This window comes from Maribacter algae (assembly GCF_047345745.1).
Taxonomy (GTDB): Bacteria; Bacteroidota; Bacteroidia; order Flavobacteriales; family Flavobacteriaceae; genus Maribacter.
The window spans coordinates 609,062-631,643 of the sequence record NZ_JBLFES010000002.1 but is presented as its reverse complement, the minus strand read 5'-3'; the positions used below and the strand labels follow the sequence as shown (position 1 = coordinate 631,643).

Annotated in this window: 24 protein-coding genes; 9 read left to right on the top strand and 15 right to left on the bottom strand. The window is 38.9% G+C overall.

The window, feature by feature from the left end; all coding sequences use genetic code 11:
* Positions 1-19: 19 nt before the first annotated feature.
* Genes priA through nadC form a run of 4 tightly spaced genes read right to left on the bottom strand, consistent with a single transcriptional unit; the run spans position 20 to position 4,751 of the window.
* Positions 20-2,476: a replication restart helicase PriA gene (priA, locus tag ACKWBX_RS09865; RefSeq protein ID WP_413968509.1), complete on the bottom strand. Its 2,457-nt coding sequence runs from the start codon at positions 2,474-2,476 to the stop codon at positions 20-22.
* 5 nt (positions 2,477-2,481) lie between these two features.
* Positions 2,482-2,928, bottom strand: a complete 447-nt coding sequence (locus tag ACKWBX_RS09860; RefSeq protein WP_413968508.1) for a DUF2147 domain-containing protein — start codon at positions 2,926-2,928, stop codon at positions 2,482-2,484.
* Positions 2,925-3,893: a YihY/virulence factor BrkB family protein gene (locus tag ACKWBX_RS09855; RefSeq protein ID WP_413968507.1), complete on the bottom strand. Its 969-nt coding sequence runs from the start codon at positions 3,891-3,893 to the stop codon at positions 2,925-2,927. The genes ACKWBX_RS09860 and ACKWBX_RS09855 overlap by 4 nt, the downstream gene beginning before the upstream one ends.
* Entirely contained in the window at positions 3,894-4,751 is an 858-nt protein-coding gene (gene nadC / locus ACKWBX_RS09850; protein WP_413968506.1) for a carboxylating nicotinate-nucleotide diphosphorylase, read from the bottom strand. It abuts the gene before it with no gap.
* A gap of 62 nt (positions 4,752-4,813) precedes the next feature.
* On the opposite strand from nadC, the gene rlmH reads away from it, so the two are divergent.
* A complete protein-coding gene (gene rlmH, locus ACKWBX_RS09845) occupies positions 4,814-5,287 on the top strand; it encodes a 23S rRNA (pseudouridine(1915)-N(3))-methyltransferase RlmH (RefSeq protein ID WP_413968505.1) in 474 nt (157 codons plus the stop codon).
* Between the two features lie 45 nt (positions 5,288-5,332).
* Here rlmH and serA read toward each other — a convergent pair whose 3' ends face one another.
* The 5 genes from serA to ACKWBX_RS09820 form a co-directional block, all read right to left on the bottom strand.
* Positions 5,333-7,225, bottom strand: coding sequence for a phosphoglycerate dehydrogenase (gene serA, locus ACKWBX_RS09840; protein ID WP_413968504.1), 1,893 nt, complete (start codon positions 7,223-7,225; stop codon positions 5,333-5,335).
* Between the two features lie 156 nt (positions 7,226-7,381).
* A complete protein-coding gene (locus ACKWBX_RS09835) occupies positions 7,382-8,167 on the bottom strand; it encodes an alpha/beta fold hydrolase (protein WP_413968503.1) in 786 nt (261 codons plus the stop codon).
* Entirely contained in the window at positions 8,164-8,871 is a 708-nt protein-coding gene (locus ACKWBX_RS09830; protein WP_413968502.1) for a DUF3307 domain-containing protein, read from the bottom strand. Before ACKWBX_RS09830 ends, ACKWBX_RS09835 begins: the two co-directional genes overlap by 4 nt.
* A gap of 2 nt (positions 8,872-8,873) precedes the next feature.
* Complete coding sequence (locus tag ACKWBX_RS09825) at positions 8,874-9,482, bottom strand: SatD family protein (RefSeq protein WP_413968501.1); 609 nt, start codon at positions 9,480-9,482, stop codon at positions 8,874-8,876.
* 92 nt (positions 9,483-9,574) lie between these two features.
* Complete coding sequence (locus ACKWBX_RS09820) at positions 9,575-10,027, bottom strand: methyltransferase family protein (RefSeq protein ID WP_413968500.1); 453 nt, start codon at positions 10,025-10,027, stop codon at positions 9,575-9,577.
* A gap of 59 nt (positions 10,028-10,086) precedes the next feature.
* Here ACKWBX_RS09820 and ACKWBX_RS09815 point away from each other — a divergent pair, with 59 nt between their 5' ends.
* The 5 genes from ACKWBX_RS09815 to ACKWBX_RS09795 all read left to right on the top strand — a co-directional run bounded on the left by ACKWBX_RS09815 (position 10,087) and on the right by ACKWBX_RS09795 (position 15,841).
* Complete coding sequence (locus ACKWBX_RS09815; protein ID WP_413968499.1) at positions 10,087-10,668, top strand: non-canonical purine NTP diphosphatase; 582 nt, start codon at positions 10,087-10,089, stop codon at positions 10,666-10,668.
* Complete coding sequence (locus ACKWBX_RS09810; RefSeq protein WP_413968498.1) at positions 10,655-11,299, top strand: DUF4337 domain-containing protein; 645 nt, start codon at positions 10,655-10,657, stop codon at positions 11,297-11,299. Before ACKWBX_RS09815 ends, ACKWBX_RS09810 begins: the two co-directional genes overlap by 14 nt.
* 160 nt (positions 11,300-11,459) lie before the next feature.
* Positions 11,460-13,250, top strand: coding sequence for a DEAD/DEAH box helicase (locus ACKWBX_RS09805; RefSeq protein ID WP_413968497.1), 1,791 nt, complete (start codon positions 11,460-11,462; stop codon positions 13,248-13,250).
* Positions 13,251-13,327: 77 nt separating this feature from the next.
* The gene (locus tag ACKWBX_RS09800) at positions 13,328-14,098 is read left to right on the top strand and encodes a carboxypeptidase-like regulatory domain-containing protein (protein WP_413968496.1); all 771 of its coding nucleotides are present in this window, start codon (positions 13,328-13,330) and stop codon (positions 14,096-14,098) included.
* 51 nt (positions 14,099-14,149) lie between these two features.
* Positions 14,150-15,841, top strand: coding sequence for an alpha-amylase family glycosyl hydrolase (locus tag ACKWBX_RS09795; protein WP_413968495.1), 1,692 nt, complete (start codon positions 14,150-14,152; stop codon positions 15,839-15,841).
* 97 nt (positions 15,842-15,938) lie between these two features.
* Here ACKWBX_RS09795 and ACKWBX_RS09790 read toward each other — a convergent pair whose 3' ends face one another.
* Both ACKWBX_RS09790 and ACKWBX_RS09785 read right to left on the bottom strand, forming a co-directional pair.
* Positions 15,939-16,466, bottom strand: coding sequence for an SRPBCC family protein (locus ACKWBX_RS09790; RefSeq protein WP_413968494.1), 528 nt, complete (start codon positions 16,464-16,466; stop codon positions 15,939-15,941).
* Positions 16,467-16,508: 42 nt separating this feature from the next.
* Positions 16,509-17,165 carry a TrmH family RNA methyltransferase gene (locus tag ACKWBX_RS09785; protein ID WP_413968493.1) on the bottom strand — a complete coding sequence of 219 codons (657 nt, stop codon included), beginning with the start codon at positions 17,163-17,165 and terminating at the stop codon, positions 16,509-16,511.
* Between the two features lie 48 nt (positions 17,166-17,213).
* Here ACKWBX_RS09785 and ACKWBX_RS09780 point away from each other — a divergent pair, with 48 nt between their 5' ends.
* The gene (locus tag ACKWBX_RS09780) at positions 17,214-17,906 is read left to right on the top strand and encodes an SIR2 family NAD-dependent protein deacylase (protein ID WP_413968492.1); all 693 of its coding nucleotides are present in this window, start codon (positions 17,214-17,216) and stop codon (positions 17,904-17,906) included.
* Here ACKWBX_RS09780 and ACKWBX_RS09775 read toward each other — a convergent pair.
* Positions 17,869-18,342 carry a heme-binding domain-containing protein gene (locus tag ACKWBX_RS09775; protein ID WP_413968491.1) on the bottom strand — a complete coding sequence of 158 codons (474 nt, stop codon included), beginning with the start codon at positions 18,340-18,342 and terminating at the stop codon, positions 17,869-17,871. The two genes, ACKWBX_RS09780 and ACKWBX_RS09775, sit on opposite strands and share 38 nt — an antisense overlap.
* Positions 18,343-18,376: 34 nt before the next feature.
* Between ACKWBX_RS09775 and ACKWBX_RS09770 the strand changes: the two genes are divergently transcribed.
* On the top strand, positions 18,377-18,949 hold the full coding sequence (locus ACKWBX_RS09770; protein ID WP_413968490.1) for an adenylosuccinate lyase: 573 nt from the start codon (positions 18,377-18,379) through the stop codon (positions 18,947-18,949).
* Between the two features lie 101 nt (positions 18,950-19,050).
* Positions 19,051-20,394: an adenylosuccinate lyase gene (gene purB / locus ACKWBX_RS09765; RefSeq protein ID WP_413968489.1), complete on the top strand. Its 1,344-nt coding sequence runs from the start codon at positions 19,051-19,053 to the stop codon at positions 20,392-20,394.
* Positions 20,395-20,465: 71 nt separating this feature from the next.
* Here the strand turns inward: purB and ACKWBX_RS09760 are convergent, their stop codons facing one another.
* The 3 genes from ACKWBX_RS09760 to ACKWBX_RS09750 form a co-directional block, all read right to left on the bottom strand.
* Positions 20,466-21,275, bottom strand: coding sequence for a mechanosensitive ion channel family protein (locus ACKWBX_RS09760; protein ID WP_413968488.1), 810 nt, complete (start codon positions 21,273-21,275; stop codon positions 20,466-20,468).
* 149 nt (positions 21,276-21,424) lie between these two features.
* Entirely contained in the window at positions 21,425-21,964 is a 540-nt protein-coding gene (locus ACKWBX_RS09755) for a DUF4252 domain-containing protein (RefSeq protein WP_413968487.1), read from the bottom strand.
* Between the two features lie 54 nt (positions 21,965-22,018).
* Positions 22,019-22,576 (bottom strand): DUF4252 domain-containing protein, encoded by a 558-nt coding sequence (locus tag ACKWBX_RS09750; protein WP_413968486.1) that lies wholly within the window; start codon positions 22,574-22,576, stop codon positions 22,019-22,021.
* Positions 22,577-22,582: the final 6 nt, after the last annotated feature.

Here is a 22,582-nt window from a genome sequence, read left to right as displayed (position 1 = left end):
TAATTGGCGGTTTTATTTTTTATATATGGTCAACATTATAGATTACCCTGACACTTCTATATAGTGAAACCGCATTAAAGGATTTTTCTATCCTTTTGATATTGCGTTTTGTTTGGACTATGGATTCCTTTTTGTCCATCTTAATCAAAAGATGTTTTAAATATTGATTTCTTATCCTCGCCACGGACGGGTACTCCGGACCCAGAACATTTCCTCCAAAATTATTCTTTAAGGCGTTGCAAAACCAGTCCGCAGCCTCGTTTAGCACATTGTAGTTCTTGTGCTTAAAGGTTATTTTAATAATTCTATTTACAGGAGGATATTTATATTGTTCCCTATCATAGTGTTGCTCCGCATACATCCCGTTATAATCTCCCGTAGAAACCTGTTTTAAAATTTGATGGTACGGATTATATGTTTGTATGATAACTTTACCTCTCTTTTTGGTACGACCAGCCCTACCGGCCACTTGCGTCAATAATTGAAAACTCCTTTCGTGCGTCCTGTAATCCGGAAAATTTAAAAGTGCGTCCGCATTCATGACCCCGACAAGACTTACATTTCTAAAATCCAAACCCTTGGTAATCATTTGCGTACCGATGAGAATATCCGTCTCCTCCTGTTCAAATGCCGTAATTATTTTTTCATAAGCATGCTTCCCACGGGTGGTATCCAAATCCATACGGGCCACTTTGGCTTCGGGGAACAATTCTTTTACTTCTAGTTCTATCTGTTCCGTACCAAAACCTTTGGTATCCAATTCTAAACTCCCACAAGCCTGACAACTTTCCGGTATAGCCGTATGATGTCCACAGTAATGACAGCGTAATTGTTTTCTATACTGATGATAGGTTAAGCTAACATCACAATTTGGACATTGTGGTGTATGACCACAAGTAAGACATTCTAAAATGGGAGCGTATCCCCTTCTATTCTGGAAAAGAATCACCTGTTCCCCCTCAGAGAGTGTTTCCGTTATTTCTTCCAATAACCGTTCGGAAAAATGACCCTTCATTCTCCGTTTACGATGGGCTTCTTTGATATCCACCAATTCCATGTCCGGTAATAGGACATTCCCATAGCGTCTGTTTATCTCGGCATAACCATATTTTCCCGTTTGGGCATTATGAAAACTCTCAATACTTGGCGTTGCGGAGCCCAGCAATACATTTGCCTTATGAAAATGTCCCAACACGATTGCCGCATCCCGAGCATGATACCTTGGTGCCGGATCAAACTGCTTGAACGAGCTTTCATGTTCTTCATCAATAATGATTAACCCTAAATTGTTAAAAGGTAAAAGCATTGCCGAACGTGCACCGATTACTATCTGCGCCTTGCTCTTTTCAGATGCAACATTGTTCCAAACCTCCACGCGCTCCTGTACATTGTATTTGGAATGATAAACGGCTATCTTCCCTCCAAAATAATCCTCTAATCTCGTAATGAGCTGGGTGGTCAAGGCAATTTCCGGAAGTAAATACAATACTTGTTTTCCTTCGTTCAAACACGATTCCATCAGTTTTACGTACACTTCCGTTTTTCCTGATGATGTAATTCCTTTTAATAATGTAACTTTTTCATTTTCAAAATTTTGAAGTATTTTATCTAAAGCAATTTGCTGATGTTCGTTCAGGCTTTTAATTGCTGATAATTCCTCATCGGATTCATAATTCACTCGGTCTTTTTGGACGAAATATTCTTCCAAAATTCCCTTTTCTACCAAACTTTTAATAACCGCTTTTGAACTATTGCCGGCAAGCTCCAGATCCGTAACCGTAATCGGTTTTTTAGAGTTCCCTACTAATTGGAATAACGCCAACACTACTTGACTTTGTTTTGGTGCACGGGTAAGGGAATTGAGCAGTTCTTCAAGCTTATCGTTACTGGTATACCCTTGGGCAAGCTTTACGTACCTCACCAATTTTGGCTTATATTGCTCATAAACCTCTTCCTTAAGACGGATGACTTTTTTCTCTAATAAACGTTGAAGAACGGGCAATGTATTTTTCCTGTCGATAATCGCCGAAACTTCTTGCACCTTTAGTATAGATTGATGCTGAAGTGCCTCAAAGATGAGAAACTCATCGTCCTTTAGGGAAAGTTCGTCAGCATCAAAATCCGGATTACGGAGTACCAATGTTTCACTTTCCAATAAAAAGGCACTTGGCAACGCGCTTCGCATGACCTCTCCTAAAGTACACATGTAATAGTCCGCTATCCAGCGCCAATGCTCAAGCTGTATTGGTTTTACGGTGGGAGAATCATCTAAAACTTCATGGATCTCTTTCGCCTCATATACTTCGGGAGGCATAGTATGAACGCTTTCTACAAGACCTGTATATATTTTTGATCTGCCAAAAGGAACGGCAACACGCATTCCTGTGGTGAGTAGTTTGGCTTCTTCGGGGCTTACGCCATACGTAAAATGCCTTTCCAAAGGGATGGGCAATATTACATTGATAAAGTTTGCCATAACATTTAGCCTTCCAAACGAACCCAGGTTTGTGTACGGTATAAAAAGGCCAAATAGCCTCTCACCTTGAGTTCATCGGGATTTTCAGGGTTCAACCATATTTTGAACCGAAACGTCATTGCTTGCTCGGGATCAAAAAGTCGTTTTCCCTTCCATTCCCCATCTTCGTTCTTTTCGCCTGCCGTAATAATTTCCATTCCTACCACAGGTTTATCCTTTAGTTCTCCTTCACACTTAGTACATAACACTTCTGTATCCTCTTTCCCATCCTCCAGTACTTTTAAAACCTTACCGTACATGAGACCGTCTTTCTTATAAATTTTAATAAGCCCTTTAGGTTTTCCGGTACGGTCATCTATGGTTTTCCAGGTTCCAAAAACACTTTGCGCGTTTAAAAATCCCGTAAAACAAAGTAATACGGCAGCACATAAATTCCTTTTAAAATATGTCATTCTTTTCTAGCAATTTTCCTCAATGAGTTCAAGGAGGCATTCAATTCAAAACCAAGTAGCAATATATTGGAATTTAACCAGATGTAGACCATTAAAATCAATAATCCTCCCAATGCACCGTAAAGCTCGTTGTACCGTGCAAAGGATTCCACATAAATACCGAACAAATAGGAAGTGATAAGGAAAAGAATAGTCGTCATCAAAGCACCAACAGAAAAGAAACGGGCCTGTTTTCCTTCCCTTGTTCCAAAGTAATAAAGTGTTGCCGTGGTCAAATAGGACAATATCACAAAAAACAACACTTTTGCTATTTGTACCCCTATAATCTCATCTTCATCCAACACATAACCCCCTTGGCGCGCAGCGAACTCCGATAAATAGCCCAACACATAGAATTCAAAATAAATAAAGGCCACAAAACCTAAAATAATCAATATCGCAAGTATTAGGCCTACCATCAGAGCAAAAAGATATTGCCTAAAGAAGTTTCTGGTCAGGCTGATGTGGTATGAGGTCTCAAAACCGGCAAAAATAGAATTCACCCCGTTGGCCACTAAAAAAATGGACAACAGAAAAGCGGAGGACAACAAACCGCCCCTTTTTTGGTCTTTAATTTGTTGAAACACCTCTCCGAAATATTCACCTGTTGCGGTAGGTAGGAACGATTCCAAAAAGGATAGAAATTCGGCATCGAAATTTGCATTTTCGATACTGATGTAGGAAACCAAAAACGGAACCAGCGTTACCATAAAAATCAATAGCGGAAAAAGTGCCATAAAAAGACTAAAAGCAATGGCACTTGCCCTTGTGGAAACAGCTCCTTGTATGACACCCAAAATATACATCTCAGTTAAATCATAAATAGAAAGTCCTTCAAAACCGGGCAACTTAATATTTTTCAACAAACGGACCAGCCAGTTGATTATGGGAATCTTGTCAAGTTTTTCCTCCACCTCTGCCGACATCTACACTGCTTTAAGGCTTAGATCCATGTTATAGACCGAATGGGTCAATGCACCGGAAGAAATATAATCTACCCCGCATTCTGCATATTTTCGTATGGTTTTTTCAGTAATGCCCCCAGAGGATTCCGTCAAACAGGTATCACCGATCATTTCAACCGCCTTTCTGGTATCCTCATAATTGAAGTTGTCAATTAAGATCCGGTACACCCCGTCCGACCTTAAGATTTCTGCGATTTCTTCTAGATTTCGGGCTTCAACAATGATTTTTAAATCTCGCCCAGTTTCGGATAAGTAGTTTTTTGTTTTATCGATTGCTTTGGTGATACCACCGGCAAAATCAATATGATTGTCCTTCAACATAATCATATCATATAGTGCGAACCTATGGTTTTCCCCTCCTCCAATTTTTACCGCCCATTTCTCCAAAGCACGGATTCCCGGGGTAGTTTTTCTGGTATCCAAAATCTTAGTGCCCGTTCCTTCCAGAAGCTTTACAAAAGAATTGGTTTTTGTAGCGATAGCACTCATACGCTGCATGGCGTTCAGCACCAATCTTTCAGCTTTTAAAATACTTTGTGACCTACCTTCTACATAGAAAGCAACATCCCCATAATTCACTTCCGAACCATCTTCTATCAATACATCTATCTGAAAATCGCTATCTACATATTTAAATACCTGTTTGGCAAAATCGATACCGGCAATTACACCATTGTCCTTGACCAATAATTTAGCCTTTCCCGTTGCATTTTTGGGTATACAGGAGAGCGAACTATGATCACCGTCACCCACATCCTCACGAATGGCATTCTCGATTATCCCCTTTATTTCTTGCTTAAATTGTTCTTCCGATATCATTTTAAAATATTGCTCATTGCTAAAATACAAACTACTTTGGGAATTTGATTTACTTTTGAACAATGACCATAAAACTATTGACCATAGGCAAGACCGATAGCAAAGAATTACAACATTTAATAGCTGTCTACCAAAAAAGGTTATCGCACTATATCAAATTCACCATTGAGGTAATCCCGGATATTAAAAATGCCAAAAACCTTTCCGAAGCGCAACAAAAAGAAAAAGAAGGGGAATTGGTTCTCAAAAAAATCGGTCCAACGGATAATTTGATTCTTTTTGATGAAAACGGAAAACAGTATTCCTCCATCGCATTTTCATCTTTCTTACAAAAGAAAATGAATTCCGGGATAAAACAGCTCGTGTTTTTGATCGGTGGACCTTATGGGTTCAGTGATGCGGTTTACCAAGCGGCACATGATAAAATAAGCCTCTCCAAAATGACTTTCTCCCATCAAATGGTGCGTCTATTTATTACGGAGCAAATTTATAGGGGTTTTACTATTTTAAAGAACGAACCGTATCACCACCAATAAATTTAAGTTCAAGAATCAAGTTCAAACTCAAAAATACTTTACCGGTTAATAGAGTACTCGGAATTTTATCGTGTTCTCTATCTTTTTCAAAGCTTTTATGACATCCTTGTTATACTCCTTGTCCAAATCCGTAATAACATAACCAACTTCACTGTCCGTAGAAAGGTATTGGCTGGAAATATTTAATTCATACTCGGCAAGGACCTTATTAATTTCCGCCATAATTCCGGGTACGTTTTTATGGATATGCAAAAATCGATGTGCTTTATTTTGCTTAGGCAATCTGATATTCGGGAAATTCACGGCATCTACCGTATTTCCGGAATTGATGTAATCCATGATTTTGTTGGGGACAAAATCGGCGATATCACGTTGCGCTTCTTCGGTACTGCCCCCAACATGCGGTGTGAGTATTACATTCGGAAAGCCTTGCAATTTGGTTGTAAAGTTACCATTGGCCCTTGGTTCCTCAGGATATACGTCTACTGCGGCACCTGCTATTTGACCACTTTCTAACGCGGCGGCCAAAGCGTCAATATCAACTACAAATCCCCTGGAAAGGTTTATGAGCATGGCTCCTTTTTTCATTTGGTTGATTTCCCGCTCACCGATAAAATTCTTATTCGCTTTGTTATCATCCACATGCAGCGTGACTACATCGGAAACATTCAATAAATCCTCCAAAGAACCACACTTTACGGCATTTCCCAGGGCCAACTTATCGTTTACATCATAATAGTAAACACGCATCCCGATAGCTTCTGCCAAAACGGATAATTGTTTGCCTATGTTACCGTACCCTACTATACCAAGGTTCTTACCACGAACCTCTCGTGAACCTACGGCAGTCTTTTGCCATTGCCCGCTGTGGATTTCCGTGCTGCGCGCAAAAACACTGCGCATCAACATAATAATCTGACCAATGGCCAACTCTACAACGGAGCGGGTATTACTATAAGGAGCATTAAAGACAACAACTCCTTTTTTCTTGGCATGCTCTAAATTTATTTGTGTGGTACCGATGCAAAAAGCGCCAACCACCATCAATTTTTCTGCGGCATCCAAAACTTTTTGCGTCACCTTGGTTTTGGAACGAATTCCCAAAACATGCACATTTTTGATTTTTTCTATAAGCTCTTCCTCCGGTAAACTGTGCTTTATCAATTCTACGGAAAAACCATCTTCAGAAAGGTTCTCAAAGGCATCCGGATGTACATTTTCCAATAACAGAATTTTTATTCTGTTCTTTGGGTAGGATATGTTTCTAGGCAAATCGTTTACAAAAAGAAACTCATCCAGATTGGGCGCAACGTGGTCCGCGTTATCGGCGGCCTTATCACGATGCACGTTCTCCGTATAGGCAAAAAACTTATCAGCTATACCGGCTTCGCGCATCACGTAATCGCTATATCCATCTCCTATTACCTGAACTTCACCGTCCAAGTCCATCTGCTTTAAACATTCAATTTTACCATTATGTTGCGATAGCACATTTTCTTCATCAAATCCTATAATTTCACCATTTTCACCAAACTTGAACGTGTTGGCATATACCCTTTCCGATGGAATGTTGTATTCTTTGACAATTGGGTCTATAAACTCTTTAAATCCACAGGAAATCACATAAATATCATCCGCATATTTCTCAAAAAATTCTTTGTTTGACGCAATCGATTTTGAAATTTTTTGTTTCAATTCATTCACCAAGGCCTCCAAATCACTTTTGTTCGCGTTTAAAAGCTTGATGCGTTTCTCCAAAGATTCCGTAAAAGAGATGTCACCGTCTATTCCTAAATTGGTAATTCTTTGAATTTCCGCGATTATTTCTTCTTTATTGGATTTTCCCTGCAAAGTCATTTCCGCAAGAACATCCAAAGCTTCTACCCTAGTTAGCGTGCTATCAAAATCAAAAACGTATTTTCTACCTGTTTCCACCATTTTTTGAATCAAAAAATATACGATTAAACCAAGCGATAAAAGTAAAAATTATAATTAGGAAGTACTACAGCCAAGCACAAATAAAACAAAAAGATGGCAATTTGATGAAAAAGTAGTTATAGATTCGAAGTGATTGGGAGAATAAGCCTGTTTAAGCTACAAAAAATCAATAATTGTCTCAGAAAAAGCTTTCGTTTTGGAGGTATTGTTATGGTCACCGGGAATAATTGCCAGTTCTCCTTTTTTAAAAATGTTTGCCAGTTCTGCAGGATCGCCATTGTCCATATCTTCATCTCCCACAATGACCAAAACTTTGTTTTTCACATGGGAAAGTGCTGTTTTACTGGTAAACGATTGATGTTTTTGCTGTAAATATAGACATCTTAAATCTGCGTCGATGGATTTTGCATAATCCACTGCTCCTTTGGTCTCTTCCGTAACAATACCGTTAAAAGCATCCCGAAACATGAGTCTCCGCTTCCAATAGCGGTTGGTAAAATCTGCGCCCATACCACCTAAGACTACTTTTTTGATACGTTTATCCAAGGTCATCAACTTTGCCGTCAATATGCTGCCCCTTGAATATCCGATTACATCATATTTACTAATCTTAAGATCGGCCATTAAAAATATTAAATCGGTTACCTCGGCATTTTGTGAAAACGATTCATCATCGTGTGGTTTATCGGAATCGCCGCTACCCCGTAAATCCGGAATAATTACCCGATACCCATTAGCCAGCAAGTCTTTTTTCAGTTCGGTCCGCTCCCAAGACTTCCTTGAATTGATAAAGCCATGTATCAAAAGAACTGGCTTTCCTTCACCCTCATCGGTATATACAATCTTGGTGTCATCAAAGGAAATAAAAGTTTTGGCCTCCTGCGCTTTACAAAGCGAAATGATTACCAATCCAAAAATGAATATCGTTATTCTTTGTTTCATGCTTCCGTAATTCCGGCGTAAGCCAATCCTGCAAGTATGGCCAATCCAAAACTCACCAGTGTTCCAATTAGAATATATTCCGTTAACTTTCTATTATTGGTTTCCTTCAGGTCATTAAAACGAAAAACAGATTTAGCCGTTATCAACAAACCTATAGCTTCCCATCTCCCAATTAAAATAAATACCAGCACAAATAGGCGCTCTATTATCCCGATATATTTTCCTGCATTGGGCAAGGATTTATGGTCCGTTCCTATTCTGTCCGACATTCCTTCCAATAATTTACCCATGATGATTGCCGATGGAAACGTGACAAAAACAATAGCCGTCAACAAAGGCCAATCCAAATCTTGGATCAAACCCACAAAATGTTGGGGCAATTCGCCATAAAAAGAACAGCCATACAGTACAATAACATGTAGCAACTGATCTGCTAAAAAGGGTATAGCGGCATTCTTAAAATATGGGTTGACATATAGTTTTATGGCATCGATCAAAAAATGGCCCAACGCAATAATAAGCGCTGTTTTCCAAAGCCGTAAATCCCATAGCACTAGTATGTAAAGGGATAAATGGACTAAAATATGAAAATACAGATATTGGGATCTTGCTTTGTTGGCCTCTTTATGTATGACCCATTTATTAGGTTGCAATAGAAAATCCCCAATGAAATGGGCCAAAAGCAGTTTTACAAAAATCTCCATACTTAGATTTCGTCTTTCATTAAATTTTCATAATAATCCAAAAGGTCCTTGACCAAATCCAATCTTGCCCTTTTCAAACGCTGACTTACTGCAGATTGTTTTATTCCGAGTTGTTCTGCGATTTCCTTTTGCGAAAGTTCCGGATGGTCCAACACCAACGCTACAATTTCGGCGGAGACCACACTCCAATCATCCATAAAATCCAAGGCCAATCGTAACATTAAGTTTAACGTACGGTCATAATCGTCTCTACCCGTAGCAATACTAAGATTTACCTTATTATCCTTTAACGACTCAAATTTACGCCCGGAACGTTGGTAGGCAGGGCCATTGGATTCACTGACCCCAGAACCGATAAAAGTTTCCAGACCAATACCAATACCCATACGCACATCAAGACCTTTGATCGATTTTAAAATAGCCTTTATGTGTATCGCGGTAAGGAGCGCATTATGACTATTTACCTTTAATTGAAATTCATCGCCCCTATAAATCTCCCAATAAGACGGGGAACCTCCAAAACGGGAAAAATATCCCTTGAGCATGCCAATCCATTCGGACGAGGAATAGTTCTCCGAATTAATTATATCACCGGTAATTATTGCTATCATGGTTATTAACTAAAACGCTAATATATAAAATAATAAGCTAATTGAATAATATTTATTAGTATTATCGTTTGAACTTATATTATTTGATTATTTTAAAACCACCTTCTTACCAACGAACAGTAGGTCTTGTATTCCTTCCCGAACTTTTCCAAGAGCGCTTTTTCTTCCGGTTTAATCTGAAATCGATTCATGTATGCCACAAAACCCGCAGCAATGAGTGTATTAAAAGCGTTTCCAAACTTTAATCCTGCAGCCAATAAAATCAATAACATCGCCAAATACATTGGATTACGGGAAAATTGATAAATACCACCGGTAACCAAACTTGTTGCCTTTGAAGGATTGGAAGGGTCAACCGTGGTCTTGGACCTGTAGAACTGAAAAAATGAAACAGCGATTATCACCACCGCCATACCCATCAAAATCTTAGACAACAACATTCTGCCGAAGAAATCAAAAAAACCAAAGGGTAAAAAAGTACCTAAGAGGTACATAAAAAACCCAAAAACAAAAAATACGACCACAGGGGGAAGCTTTAGTTCCATCCTATAAAATTAGTACATTTGAATCATCTTGTAGTATAAAATGTTATCCCCACAGTTTGATGGAACTTGTATTTGCCACGCACAATCCCAATAAAGTAAAAGAAATACAGCAACTGTTGCCCGAGCACATTCATTTAATTTCTTTACACGATTTGGGTTGCACCCAAGCGATACCGGAAACAGCGAATACATTACAAGGAAACGCACGATTAAAGGCAGATTTTGTTACCAAAACCTACCACAGACCTTGCTTTGCAGACGACACAGGATTGTTGGTAGATTCCTTGAAAGGTGCTCCGGGCATATTTTCGGCCAGATATGCCGGGCCGGAAAATAACGCAAACGCCAATATGGATAAGTTGCTGTTAAATCTGAAAAATCAAAAAGAAAGATCAGCCTACTTTAAAACCGTAATCGCTTTGAACATAAACAACGAGACCGTTTATTTTGAAGGCGAAGTCCATGGTAAGATCATAACGGAAAAAAAAGGAATAAAAGGATTTGGTTACGATCCCGTCTTTCAACCCGATGGCTACGATAAAACATTTGCACAACTTCCTTTGGAGATAAAAAATAAGATAAGCCATAGAGGAAAAGCCTTCTCCAAATTAATCGCATACTTAAATTATGTTACAGTCTAAGAAAAACACAGAAATGGTAGAAGTTTCGGTAGCGTCTGAACGCGCCGAAGCCATAGGTGGAGTACTCATCGCTTTTTTTGCCGCGTTGATGGCCATTGCACAAATGGTCAACGGAGAATTGGAGGAAGAAATGATGATCGCCCATAACAAGGTGGTCAATTATTCCAGCTGGTACCAATCCAAGAGCATTAAAGAAACACTAAAAGAAAGTGAGCTCAATTATTTGCAAACCTTAATTTCTAGCGAAATTATTCCAGAAGCCAAAAGAGCAGAGATCAACAATAAAATTGTGGAAGCCGAGCAGAATATTAAAAAATATGGAGCCGAAAAAAAAGAAATACTTCTGGGCTCCTCTCAAGTAGGAAAAGAAAACTGGGTACAGGACTTAGATGGCGAAATGGGAAAAATAGTCGGTGTACAACAGTGGGAGGCTTTAGCGGATGAATATGACAGCGCCACCAAAAAGTTTGATCTTGGTATGTTGTTCTTTCAAATAAGTATTGTTCTTGGTGCCGTATGCATTATCATCTATGATAATCCCAAGCTACAAAAAGTTTTTATTTTCCTTATGATCTTGTTTGGCTGCATAGGCATTATCATGTCTACTTACGGATATTTAGTAGCACCCTAAAGGACAAAAGCATAAAAGTTATCCTATCCCAATAAATAGAACTACCTTTGCCGCTTTAATAAACGCCGCTGGTATAGCACGTGTTGCGCTGAGTCTAAAGGTTATATGGGATAATCGCTCTATGCAACATTCATATTTGCGATTAAGTATAACATAAATTATGACAAAGTTTGAAGCATTGGGACTCCAAAAGTCCCTATTGGATGCTGTTACGGATATGGGTTTTGAGACTCCATCTGAAGTACAGGAAAAAGCAATCCCGATTTTATTGGAAAGTGAGACCGATCTGGTTGCCCTAGCGCAAACCGGAACCGGTAAAACGGCCGCATTTGGCTTTCCGCTCATTCAAAAAATAGATAGCAACAGTAGAACCACACAAGGTTTAATATTATCTCCTACCCGTGAACTCTGTTTGCAGATCACCAATGAGCTTAAGCTATATTCCAAATACGAAAAAAATGTAAATGTCGTCGCCATCTATGGTGGTGCAAGCATTACAGAACAAGCCAGGCAAATTAAAAGAGGGGCGCAAATCATAGTAGCCACTCCCGGCAGGATGAAAGATATGATCAATCGTCGTTTGGTAGATATCTCCAAAATCGATTATTGTATTTTGGATGAGGCGGATGAAATGTTGAATATGGGCTTCTTTGAGGATATCAAGGATATTCTCTCCAATACACCTAATGAAAAATCTACGTGGCTTTTTTCGGCAACCATGCCCAAAGAGGTTTCCATCATTGCCAAAAAATTCATGCATTCGCCACAAGAGATTACGGTCGGTGCAAAAAATTCAGGGGCCACTACTGTGCAGCATGAATATTATATTGTTGGCGGTAGAGATCGTTATCCCGCTTTAAAAAGATTGGCGGATACCAATCCTGATATTTTTTCCGTGGTATTCTGTAGAACAAAAAGAGATACACAAAGAGTAGCGGAAAAACTTATTGAGGACGGTTACAATGCAGGTGCCTTACACGGGGATTTAAGCCAAAACCAAAGGGATTTGGTCATGAACTCTTTCCGAAAAAAACAAATTCAAATGTTGGTAGCTACGGATGTTGCTGCCCGTGGAATTGATGTGGACGATATTACGCATGTCATCAATTATCAGCTTCCGGATGAAATAGAAACCTACACGCACCGTAGCGGTAGAACCGGTAGGGCTGGTAAGTCCGGGGTTTCCATGGTCATCGTTACGCGAAGCGAGCTCAGAAAAATAAAAGCGATAGAGAAGAAAATCAAACAAGATTTCATTTCTAAAAAGATTCCTACGGGAATGGAAATATGCGAAATTCAATTGTATCATCTGGCCAACAAAATAAAGGATACGGAAATCAATGAAGATGTTGAAAACTACCTTCCGGCAATAAACGATGTATTGAAGGACGTAGACCGCGAGGACTTGATAAAGAAAATCGTTTCCGTTGAATTTACGCGGTTCTTCAATTATTACAATAAGACCAAGGATTTGAACTCGCCAGAATCCGGTGAAAGAGGAAGAGATAGAGGTGACAGGGGAAATACTCCTTCATCTGGCTCCGTTAGATATTTTATCAATGTAGGTGAAAAAGATGGTTATGACTGGATGTCGCTCAAAGACTTCATCAAAGAAACCGTTGACCTTGGCAGAGAGGATGTTTTTAAGGTAGATGTAAAGGACAGCTTTTCATTCTTTAATACCGATGCCGAAGTAACCGAAAAAATTCTTTCTACGTTTACCGAATTTAAAGTAGATGGGCGTTTTGTAAACGTTGAAGTCTCCAAAAATCCCGGTGGCGGTGGCGGAAAACGCAGAAGCGGCGGCGGAAGTTATCGTGAGAAAGGAAAAAGAGGTGACCGGAACCGCGGCAACGACCAAAGTAGAAGCAAACGTCGAAATCGCGGAAATTCTTCCAGTCCCAATTCGGGGAAAAGAAGAAGCCACAAACGAAAGGGCGACTTCTTTTAGTTAATTGTATATTAAAAAATACGCTTCGGCGTATTTTTTTGTTTTGTTTGTACCTTTAAATTTTAGCCCTTAGGTTCATGAGGAAGATTCTTTTATGTATTTTTTGCTTTATTGGCTTTATAGGATTCTCCCAAGAAGAACCGGAATCTTTAGATTTGTCGGCCGTCGTCGTTAATGCGCAAACCGAACGGCCTATGGAAAGTGTGCATGTAGTAAATCTAAATCAGGTATTTGGTACCATTACCAACGAAAAAGGGGAGTTTACGATTAGAGCTGCTGTCAACGATACGTTGTACTTTTCATTTTTAGGCTTCAAATCCCAAAAAATAAGGGTTACCAATGATATGTTCAAATTTGAGGATACTAAGATTTCCTTAACGGAACTGGCATATGCTTTGGAAGAAGTTATCGTACGCCCCTACCAGCTTACGGGTTATTTGGAAATAGATGTTAAAAACCTTCCTATCAATAATGCATATCAATACAGTATTTCCGGCCTATCGGTAGGTTATGAAGGTGGTAATAAAAATCCAAGTGCCGTAACAAAGGTGCTGGGCGCCATTTTGAATCCGGCGGATTTGCTCCGGAATCTATTTGGGAAAAAGCCTAATCAAATGCGCAAACTTCGTCAAATCAAGGAAGACGACCAGATTCGGAATCTTTTGGCTTCTAAATTTGATAGGGAAACCTTGACAGAATTACTTCAATTGGAGAAGGTAGATATTCAGGACATCTTGAATAATTGCAACTACTCTAAATCTTTTATCACTACGGCCAATGACCTCCAAATCCTTGATGCTATCAGTAGTTGTTATGAAGAGTATAAAATTTTGAACCGAAAAAAATAAAATTTTTCTGTTCCGTATGCATTTTATAGCTTTAAGAAAAATAGAATGTACATGAGAAATCTACTTGTTCTAATTATACTTTTCTTTTGTATTTCCTCATGCAAAACCGAAAAAAAAGAAGTCCCTAGTCCAGATTTAAAAGAAACCGAAACGTTTGTCAAATCCGAGGATAAAATCCCCTTCGTTTGGGACGGAGCCAACATCTATTTCCTTCTGACCGACAGATTTAACAATGGAAATCCGGAGAACGATATCAATTTTGAAAGAACAGAACAGACTGGGGTTCTTAGGGGTTTTATGGGAGGCGACCTGAAGGGCATCACCGAAAAAATCAATGAGGGATATTTTACGGATCTGGGAATCAATGCCATCTGGTTTACCCCTATCGTAGAACAAATTCACGGTGCGACCGATGAATCTACTGGAAACACTTACGGTTATCATGGATATTGGACAAAGGACTGGACCGCCTTAGATCCTAACTTTGGTACGGAAACCGATTTGGATGAGTTAATTCAAACGGCACATAAAAAAGGAATCCGAATTTTGATGGATGTAGTACTGAACCATACCGGTCCGGTAACGGAAAAAGACCCGGTTTGGCCAAAGGAATGGGTGCGTACGGACCCAACTTGTGAATTCACTACTTATGAAAATACAACTTCCTGTACGCTAGTGGATAATCTCCCGGACATTATTACAACATCTGAAGAACCGGTTGAACTGCCTGATGCCCTTTTGGCAAAATGGAAGGAAGAAGGCCGTTTAAGTGCCGAATTGGACGAACTACAGTTGTTTTTTGATCGCACCGGATATCCAAGGGCACCAAGATTTTATATCATCAAATGGTTAACGGATTATATTCATGAATTTGGAGTTGATGGTTTTCGCGTGGATACCGTAAAACATGTCAATGAAAATGCTTGGTCAGAGCTTTTCAAAGAAGCTTCCTATGCCTTTGAAACATGGAAGAAAAAGCATCCCAACGATGTTTTGGATGACAATCCGTTCTATATGGTAGGTGAAGTCTACAATTATGGTATTTCCGGTGGTAGGAAATTTGATTTTGGAGACAAGAAAGTAGATTTTTTTGACCATGGTTTTCATAGCCTTATCAATTTTGAATTAAAGAACGATGCTAAAAAGGATTATGAATCCATTTTTTCAAAGTACAGCAAACTGCTCCATACAAAATTGAAAGGTAAAAGTGTTCTAAATTACCTATCCTCTCATGATGATGGGAAACCCTATGATAAAGAACGAAAAGATTCCATCAGAGCCGCTAATGTGTTGTTACTAACTCCTGGGGCCTCCCAGATTTATTACGGTGATGAAACCGCCCGTAGTTTGGTTATTGAAGGAACCGAAGGAGATGCCACCTTGCGCTCTTTTATGAATTGGGAAGCTGTAGAAACACAGCTTGAAACGAAGCGGATTCTTGAGCATTGGCAAAAAATCGGTCAATTCAGAAGAAACCATCCCGCCATCGGAGCCGGAAAACATAAAAGATTAGGTAAAAAACCTTATGTTTTCAGCAGAACTTATAGCAAAGGTGATTACAAAGACAAGGTTGTTGTAGGGTTGGATTTGCCAAAGGGAAAAAAGTCCCTGTGGGTGAAAGGCTTTTTCGGGGATGGCACTAAATTGTACGATACTTACTCCGATACCGAAGTAACCGTAAAAAACGGAAAAGTACTACTGGAAAATGAACACGATATCGCTTTATTGGAACTATTAGATTAAAATTTCCACTTTTATATAAAAGATACCATTAGAGATAGAGAGGAGAATTATTGTAAACAACTTCTTCTATTTCTTACCAACAAAAACTTATTTAAATCTAAGCTTCCAATTTTGTTTTCAGGGATTGTAGTCCTTCTTCAAAATCTTTTCCGACCATTTTATCCATACTCATAAAGAGCATCATAATACTGAACGGAAATTTATTTTTACCTGAAAAACCCCAAGTCACTTTACTCTTTCCGTTATCGGTTTCTTCCAAATCCATATAACAATCAGATTCGGACTTCCACGGTTTAAAAAAACGCAATGCACCTTCAACTCGTTCCCCATCAACAATTTTGGTGATTTCCTGCTCTCCTTCGCCCACTTCTTTATTGCCGTTCCAATAACTGACAGTGCCCACTTCCCCATCGGTTCCACGTAGCTCGGTCTGCATATTCGGGTCTTTTTTCATCCAAGGGGACCACTCACGCTGTTTTTCCAAAAATTTTAGATATGGAAAAATAGCGGCTTTGGTATTATTGATTTCAACAGACCTGGAAACATCATAGGTTTTAGGAGCGATAAGTGCCAAAAATAAGACTAGGAAAACGATAGCTCCCAGTATGTAAAGTAGAGTATACATTTGTTTATCAATTAGTTAGTTGTGTTCAATATATAAAAAATATTAATTCTCACGGTTAAATCTTATCAGAATTTCCTCAATGCTCTTGATGGATTTTTTGGTCCAATCCAGTCGTTTTTCCAATATTTCCGATGGCTTTAGTTTCCACGGCAATTCACTTTTTCTTAAAACAGAGGTCAAATGCTGCAATATAATAGCCGCCGAAACAGAGATATTGAGACTTTCCGTAAAACCGACCATGGGGATAGTCAGAAAACCATCGGCCTGCTTTAAAACCCTATCGGTCAACCCGTCTCTTTCCGTACCAAAGAACAAAGCCGTTTTTTTATCCATCTTAAAATCATGAAGCTCCGTGCTTTCTCCTTGCGGTACCGTTGCTATAATTTGATAGCCTTCTTTTTTTAAATGGGTTAAAGTTTCATCTACGTTATTATATCGATGTAAATCCACCCACTGTTGTGCGCCCATGGAAATGTTCTTATCTAAACGCTTTCCAAACTTACCTTCTACAACATGAACCTCTTGTATGCCAAAGGACTCGCAACTTCGTATAACCGCACTCGTATTGTGGAGTTGATACACATCTTCCATAGCAACGGTAATAAACTTGGTGCGCTGTTCCAAAACAGAAATAAACCGTTTCTTTCTTTCCTCGGATATGAAATTCTCCAAATAGGATAAAAGTGATGCTTCTTGCATAAAACCAAGATAATAAAAAGTATATTTTTATAGGAAATATAAGGTTCAATGAGAAATATTGTGGTCTTGACCGGTGCGGGTATCAGTGCGGAGAGTGGCTTAAAAACATTCAGGGATTCGAATGGATTGTGGGAGGGCCATGATGTAATGGAGGTTGCTTCATCCCAAGCGTTTCAAAATAATCCTGATTTGGTTTTGGATTTTTATAATCAGCGGCGCAGACAACTTTTGGAAGTTTCTCCCAATGCAGCACATAAAGCCCTTACAATGTTGGAAACACTTTATAATGTGGATATCATAACCCAAAATGTAGATGACCTCCATGAAAGAGCTGGTAGTAATAGTGTAATGCACTTACACGGCGAGCTTTTTAAAGTACGGAGCACCGGGAACAATTCCGATGTTTTTGAATGGAAAAAAGATATCCTAATAGGCGACACCTGTAAACTTGGACATCAACTAAGACCTCATATTGTCTGGTTTGGTGAAGCGGTTCCTTTATTGGAAAAGGCAGTGGAAATTACCAAAAGGGCGGATATTTTAATTATTGTAGGAACTTCCATGCAAGTATATCCTGCGGCTAGTCTAATCGATTTTGTAACAATGGGAACCCCTATTTATTTCGTTGACCCAAATCCGTCCATCTCCAAAAATCAACGAAAAAATCTAACCGTTATCCCAAAAACCGCTGTTGACGGAGTTCCTAATTTGGTTGCTTCCCTAATTGATACAAAATTCTAGTCTTTTCTGCCCATTTGGTAATTGCATCAATTTGGGTATTGCTTAAAATTGCCTCTTTATGGGTCCACGTATATTCTTTCAATGGCATTTTACCTTCAGAAACTTCTTCTATCAGTTCTTCTAATTTATGGTCTTTTTGCTTCATGGAATACTGCTCCCAATCTGAAAAATTCAAATGTTCCTTTCCCTTGTCTATATGATGCTTTAACCAAAATGAAACCGGTGCTATATTATTGTACCAAGGATAATCGGTATTATTGCTATGGCAGTCATAACACGTTTCCTGTAAAATAGTTTTTACGGTTGGCGGCGGATTTGTTTCCGTTAAAAATGGGGCAGTATGGGCTCCTTGGGAAAGATTTTTTTCCGGCCGATAAAACTGCATTGCAATAAATACCAAAAGTAGGCTTAAAAAGATTTTTTTAAGTATTTTCATTTAGGGGATTTGAGGAATTTAAAATTACGATTTTATGGGGACATCCGAACTTTATGAAGCATTAAATTATGTGAACCATTCTCGCGAAAAGCGATTGGAAATGGCACATTTGGTTTCTGAAAACCCTCATTTGGTAAAACCTTTATTAGATATTGCTTTAAAAATCGATGACCCAATATCGGCTAAGGCGTGTTGGGTCATGGAATTTACGGCCAGAGAAAACCTACCTTATATTTTCCCGCATTTAGATCCGTTTACAGAAAATCTACAATCCCTAAAATTAGAATCTTCAATAAGACCTTTTGCGAAAATTTGTGAATTACTTTGTATTTCGTACTTCAAACAAAAAGATGAATCGGTTCAAAATGCAGTTGGAGAAATCCACCTTGAAAGAATGGCCACCGCTTGTTTTGACTGGCTCATTGGTGATTATAAGGTAGCTCCAAAAGCGTATTCCATGACAAGTCTATTGCTAATGGGGTCAAAATTTAAATGGATACATCCTGAATTAAAGATGGTCTTGGAACAAAATTATGGTACCGGAAGCGCAGCTTATAAGGCAAGATCGCGCATGATCCTAACAAAACTTAAAAAAGCCGGATTCTAATTTTTAACAAAAGGAAAAAAGTTCAATTAGGTTCTTAAACAAAACTTTTAAACTCCTTTTGTTATCGGTATCTTTGCAGCCTTTCTAACCCATATAAAAGTATGTCCTTAAACGAGTTAAACGCTATATCTCCTATTGACGGTCGCTATCGTAATAAAACAGCGAGCCTAGCTCCTTATTTTTCCGAGGAGGCCTTGATCAAATACCGAGTTCGTGTAGAAATAGAATATTTTATAGCACTCTGTGAAATTCCTTTACCGCAACTCACCGATTTTGATACTTCTAAATTTATTGCCCTAAGGGAAATTTATCAAAATTTTGATGGTACCGATGCACAGGCGATAAAGGACATTGAAAAAACGACCAATCATGATGTGAAGGCGGTCGAGTATTTCATTAAAAATGCTTTTGATACATTAGGTTTGGGTGGCTTCAAAGAATTCATCCATTTTGGCTTGACCTCTCAGGACATTAATAACACCGCTATCCCGCTTTCCATAAAAGAGGCCATGAACGAGGTATATGTACCCTTGTACTTTAAGGTTTTGGAAAAACTAAAAGAGCTTTCCAAGGAATGGTCCTTAATTCCAATGTTGGCCCGTACACATGGGCAACCCGCGTCTCCTACCCGATTGGGAAAAGAAATTTATGTTTTTGTAGAACGGTTAAACCAACAGTTTGATTTACTGAACGATATTCCCAGTGCTGCAAAGTTTGGTGGGGCAACGGGAAATTACAATGCGCATCAAATTGCGTATCCTGAAATCGACTGGAAAGAATTTGGCGGGAATTTTGTACAGGAAAAGTTAGGCTTGCACCACTCCTTCCCTACCACTCAAATTGAGCATTATGACCACTTGGCTGCACTTTTTGATACGCTAAAAAGAATTAATACCATTATTTTGGACTTGGACAGGGATTTTTGGACCTATGTGTCCATGGATTACTTTAAGCAAAAAATAAAAGCGGGAGAAGTAGGCTCTTCCGCCATGCCGCACAAAGTAAATCCCATAGATTTTGAAAATTCGGAAGGTAATCTTGGTATCGCCAACGCCATTTTTGAACATTTGGCGGCTAAACTTCCGGTCTCCAGATTACAGCGAGACCTAACCGATAGTACTGTGCTTAGAAATGTAGGCGTTCCTTTTGCGCATACGCTTATTGCATTTCAATCTACGTTAAAAGGATTGAATAAATTATTGTTAAACAAGGATAAGTTTGAGCAAGACCTGGAAAACAACTGGCCCGTAGTTGCAGAGGCAATTCAGACGATTTTAAGAAGAGAAGGGTATCCAAACCCATATGAAGCTTTAAAAGGACTCACACGAACCAATGAAAAGATAAACCAACGGTCCATTGCCATGTTTATTGATACTTTACAAGTATCGGACAAAATTAAGGAAGAACTAAAACAAATTACCCCTGCTAAATATACGGGCATATAGTTTTCTTTGAAAAATATAATAAAAAAACCCGCTATTTGCGGGTTTTTTTTATTTATGGTAAATTCTTTGAGTTACTTATTAATTTGAACCTCGTGCGGATATGGAATTTCTATACCGGCTTTGTCCAAGGCCAGTTTACAACCCTCCATCGTTCCGAAGAAAACATCCCAATAATCTTCTGGTTTACAATATGGGCGTACGGCAAAATTTACGGAACTATCCGCCAACTCGGACACATTTACGGACGGGGCAGGTTCTTTAAGCACTTTTGGGTTGGCAGTCAAAACTTCCAACAATACTTCTTTTGTCTTTTTTATATCCTCGTCATAACCAACACCAATAGTAGTATCAACGCGCATTTTGCCTTCTGCCGTATAATTTATGATGTTACCGTTCGCCATAGCTCCGTTTGGAACAATGGCCAACTTATTTTGTGGCGTAATTAATTTGGTGGTAAAGATTTCTATTTCTTTTACAGAGCCCAATACACCTTGTGCTTCAATTAAATCCCCAATTTTATAAGGTTTAAAAATGATAATCAACACACCGCCCGCAAAATTGGATAGTGAACCCTGCAACGCCAATCCAATGGCCAGACCGGCAGCCGCAATGACAGCGGCCAAACTCGTAGTTTCCACGCCCAAAGTAGAGATAACGGTAATTACCAAGAAAATGGTCAACGCCCATTTTGCCAAGCTTAAGAGGAATTTCTGTAGTGATTTATCATACTCTTGAGCACTCATCCCCTTTCGAAGGACTTTCATAATTTTCTTGATTATCCAAGAACCTACAATATAAATTGCAATAGCTCCCAAAAGTTTGGGGCCAAACTCTACTACGAAATCTATACCCTTGTTTATCCAAATTTCTGCGTCTTCCATAATGTTCTAATTTGTTTAGTGTTAATACTTGTTCCTATTATAGTTAAGACACCAATATAAAAAGAAGGTCACACAATCCGAAAAACTTCAGAAAATAAAAAGCCCATTATAATTTTTATAATGGGCTTTAGAATAGTACATGCTAAATATCAATTCTTGAACAGGTCTACTATTTCTCCTAGACCTTCTCCTTTGTAATCTGATTTTTGAATGGCTTGCATTAATTGAACAAAATGCGCGGGATTCATATCGTCGCCCAAAATACGTACTACCGCAAAGCCCTTGTCATCATTATCGCCATAAATAATTACCTCATCTATAGCATTCTCCTCTCCTTTGTACTTTATGGTAGCTTTCCCATATTCCGTATTCATTTTCATTAACTCGGTAAACTTCCCGTTGGATAATATTGCCTTGATATTGGTCTTCTCCGTTTTGTACTCGGCGACATTCGCCGTGGTTTTCTTAAAAGCGAGAATGTTCAACTTTTTCAAGGAAGATAAAGCGGTTTTTTGAGTATCGGTCAAATTCACCTCATCTACATTTAAAATACTCGCCGGAACATCAAAAAAGAGAAAATTTGGATTCTCCGTATTGTCCACATAGTACTCCTGTAAACTTTGGGTAGAGGAACAGGATGCCATAGTCATGAGCATCATCGCCAAAATACTTTTTATAACTTTTTTCATTTTATCATTTTAAAATTCCCAGCTAAGACTTTATTAGCTGGGAATATTCATAACTTATCTACCTTTCTCGGCCTTTTTAAGCTCCTTTGGCAAATCCATTTTATCGGTAAGCTTCCCTACTTTTTTTAAATCGATGTCGCCCGTCATGGAAACCAATACCGTTTCAAAGTGTCTTCCTCTAGGACCTACTTTCACATTCTTTAGTTCCGAAACAAACATCAAGAGTTCGCTTACATGGTCTTTTTGCTTTCCATTTCTGATGTAAAATTTAACGTTTACATCTTCGTCCTTGACCCTCATTAATTCTTCCAATCTGGATGACTTCAAGTATTTCTTGACCGTAGCGCCCATGTCTGCGGAAACCTTATCGTCCTCTGTCATAAAGACTTTTATTCCATTGATTCCCTGGGCCATTTCCATAAACTCCTGGGCTTCTTTATCACCCTCGTCCAATGCGGCCAAAGAGCCTAATAAGTTGATCATACCTTTATTGACGATTACGGAGCCGACATTGTCCATATCCTCATATTTATCGAACATGGATTGTGAAAATCCTAATGCAGGCAAGATTGCGACAAGAATAACTAAACTGATTTTTTTTAAATTTTTCATGATGTT

What these genes read in the sequence shown, in the direction of transcription:
- priA (WP_413968509.1), bottom strand. Translation starts at nt 2,476, where the DNA reads ATGGCAAACTTTATCAATGTAATATTGCCCATCCCTTTGGAAAGGCAT.
- ACKWBX_RS09860 (WP_413968508.1), bottom strand. Translation starts at nt 2,928, where the DNA reads ATGACATATTTTAAAAGGAATTTATGTGCTGCCGTATTACTTTGTTTT.
- ACKWBX_RS09855 (WP_413968507.1), bottom strand. Translation starts at nt 3,893, where the DNA reads ATGTCGGCAGAGGTGGAGGAAAAACTTGACAAGATTCCCATAATCAAC.
- nadC (WP_413968506.1), bottom strand. Translation starts at nt 4,751, where the DNA reads ATGATATCGGAAGAACAATTTAAGCAAGAAATAAAGGGGATAATCGAG.
- rlmH (WP_413968505.1), top strand. Translation starts at nt 4,814, where the DNA reads ATGACCATAAAACTATTGACCATAGGCAAGACCGATAGCAAAGAATTA.
- serA (WP_413968504.1), bottom strand. Translation starts at nt 7,225, where the DNA reads ATGGTGGAAACAGGTAGAAAATACGTTTTTGATTTTGATAGCACGCTA.
- ACKWBX_RS09835 (WP_413968503.1), bottom strand. Translation starts at nt 8,167, where the DNA reads ATGAAACAAAGAATAACGATATTCATTTTTGGATTGGTAATCATTTCG.
- ACKWBX_RS09830 (WP_413968502.1), bottom strand. Translation starts at nt 8,871, where the DNA reads ATGGAGATTTTTGTAAAACTGCTTTTGGCCCATTTCATTGGGGATTTT.
- ACKWBX_RS09825 (WP_413968501.1), bottom strand. Translation starts at nt 9,482, where the DNA reads ATGATAGCAATAATTACCGGTGATATAATTAATTCGGAGAACTATTCC.
- ACKWBX_RS09820 (WP_413968500.1), bottom strand. Translation starts at nt 10,027, where the DNA reads ATGGAACTAAAGCTTCCCCCTGTGGTCGTATTTTTTGTTTTTGGGTTT.
- ACKWBX_RS09815 (WP_413968499.1), top strand. Translation starts at nt 10,087, where the DNA reads ATGGAACTTGTATTTGCCACGCACAATCCCAATAAAGTAAAAGAAATA.
- ACKWBX_RS09810 (WP_413968498.1), top strand. Translation starts at nt 10,655, where the DNA reads ATGTTACAGTCTAAGAAAAACACAGAAATGGTAGAAGTTTCGGTAGCG.
- ACKWBX_RS09805 (WP_413968497.1), top strand. Translation starts at nt 11,460, where the DNA reads ATGACAAAGTTTGAAGCATTGGGACTCCAAAAGTCCCTATTGGATGCT.
- ACKWBX_RS09800 (WP_413968496.1), top strand. Translation starts at nt 13,328, where the DNA reads ATGAGGAAGATTCTTTTATGTATTTTTTGCTTTATTGGCTTTATAGGA.
- ACKWBX_RS09795 (WP_413968495.1), top strand. Translation starts at nt 14,150, where the DNA reads ATGAGAAATCTACTTGTTCTAATTATACTTTTCTTTTGTATTTCCTCA.
- ACKWBX_RS09790 (WP_413968494.1), bottom strand. Translation starts at nt 16,466, where the DNA reads ATGTATACTCTACTTTACATACTGGGAGCTATCGTTTTCCTAGTCTTA.
- ACKWBX_RS09785 (WP_413968493.1), bottom strand. Translation starts at nt 17,165, where the DNA reads ATGCAAGAAGCATCACTTTTATCCTATTTGGAGAATTTCATATCCGAG.
- ACKWBX_RS09780 (WP_413968492.1), top strand. Translation starts at nt 17,214, where the DNA reads ATGAGAAATATTGTGGTCTTGACCGGTGCGGGTATCAGTGCGGAGAGT.
- ACKWBX_RS09775 (WP_413968491.1), bottom strand. Translation starts at nt 18,342, where the DNA reads ATGAAAATACTTAAAAAAATCTTTTTAAGCCTACTTTTGGTATTTATT.
- ACKWBX_RS09770 (WP_413968490.1), top strand. Translation starts at nt 18,377, where the DNA reads ATGGGGACATCCGAACTTTATGAAGCATTAAATTATGTGAACCATTCT.
- purB (WP_413968489.1), top strand. Translation starts at nt 19,051, where the DNA reads ATGTCCTTAAACGAGTTAAACGCTATATCTCCTATTGACGGTCGCTAT.
- ACKWBX_RS09760 (WP_413968488.1), bottom strand. Translation starts at nt 21,275, where the DNA reads ATGGAAGACGCAGAAATTTGGATAAACAAGGGTATAGATTTCGTAGTA.
- ACKWBX_RS09755 (WP_413968487.1), bottom strand. Translation starts at nt 21,964, where the DNA reads ATGAAAAAAGTTATAAAAAGTATTTTGGCGATGATGCTCATGACTATG.
- ACKWBX_RS09750 (WP_413968486.1), bottom strand. Translation starts at nt 22,576, where the DNA reads ATGAAAAATTTAAAAAAAATCAGTTTAGTTATTCTTGTCGCAATCTTG.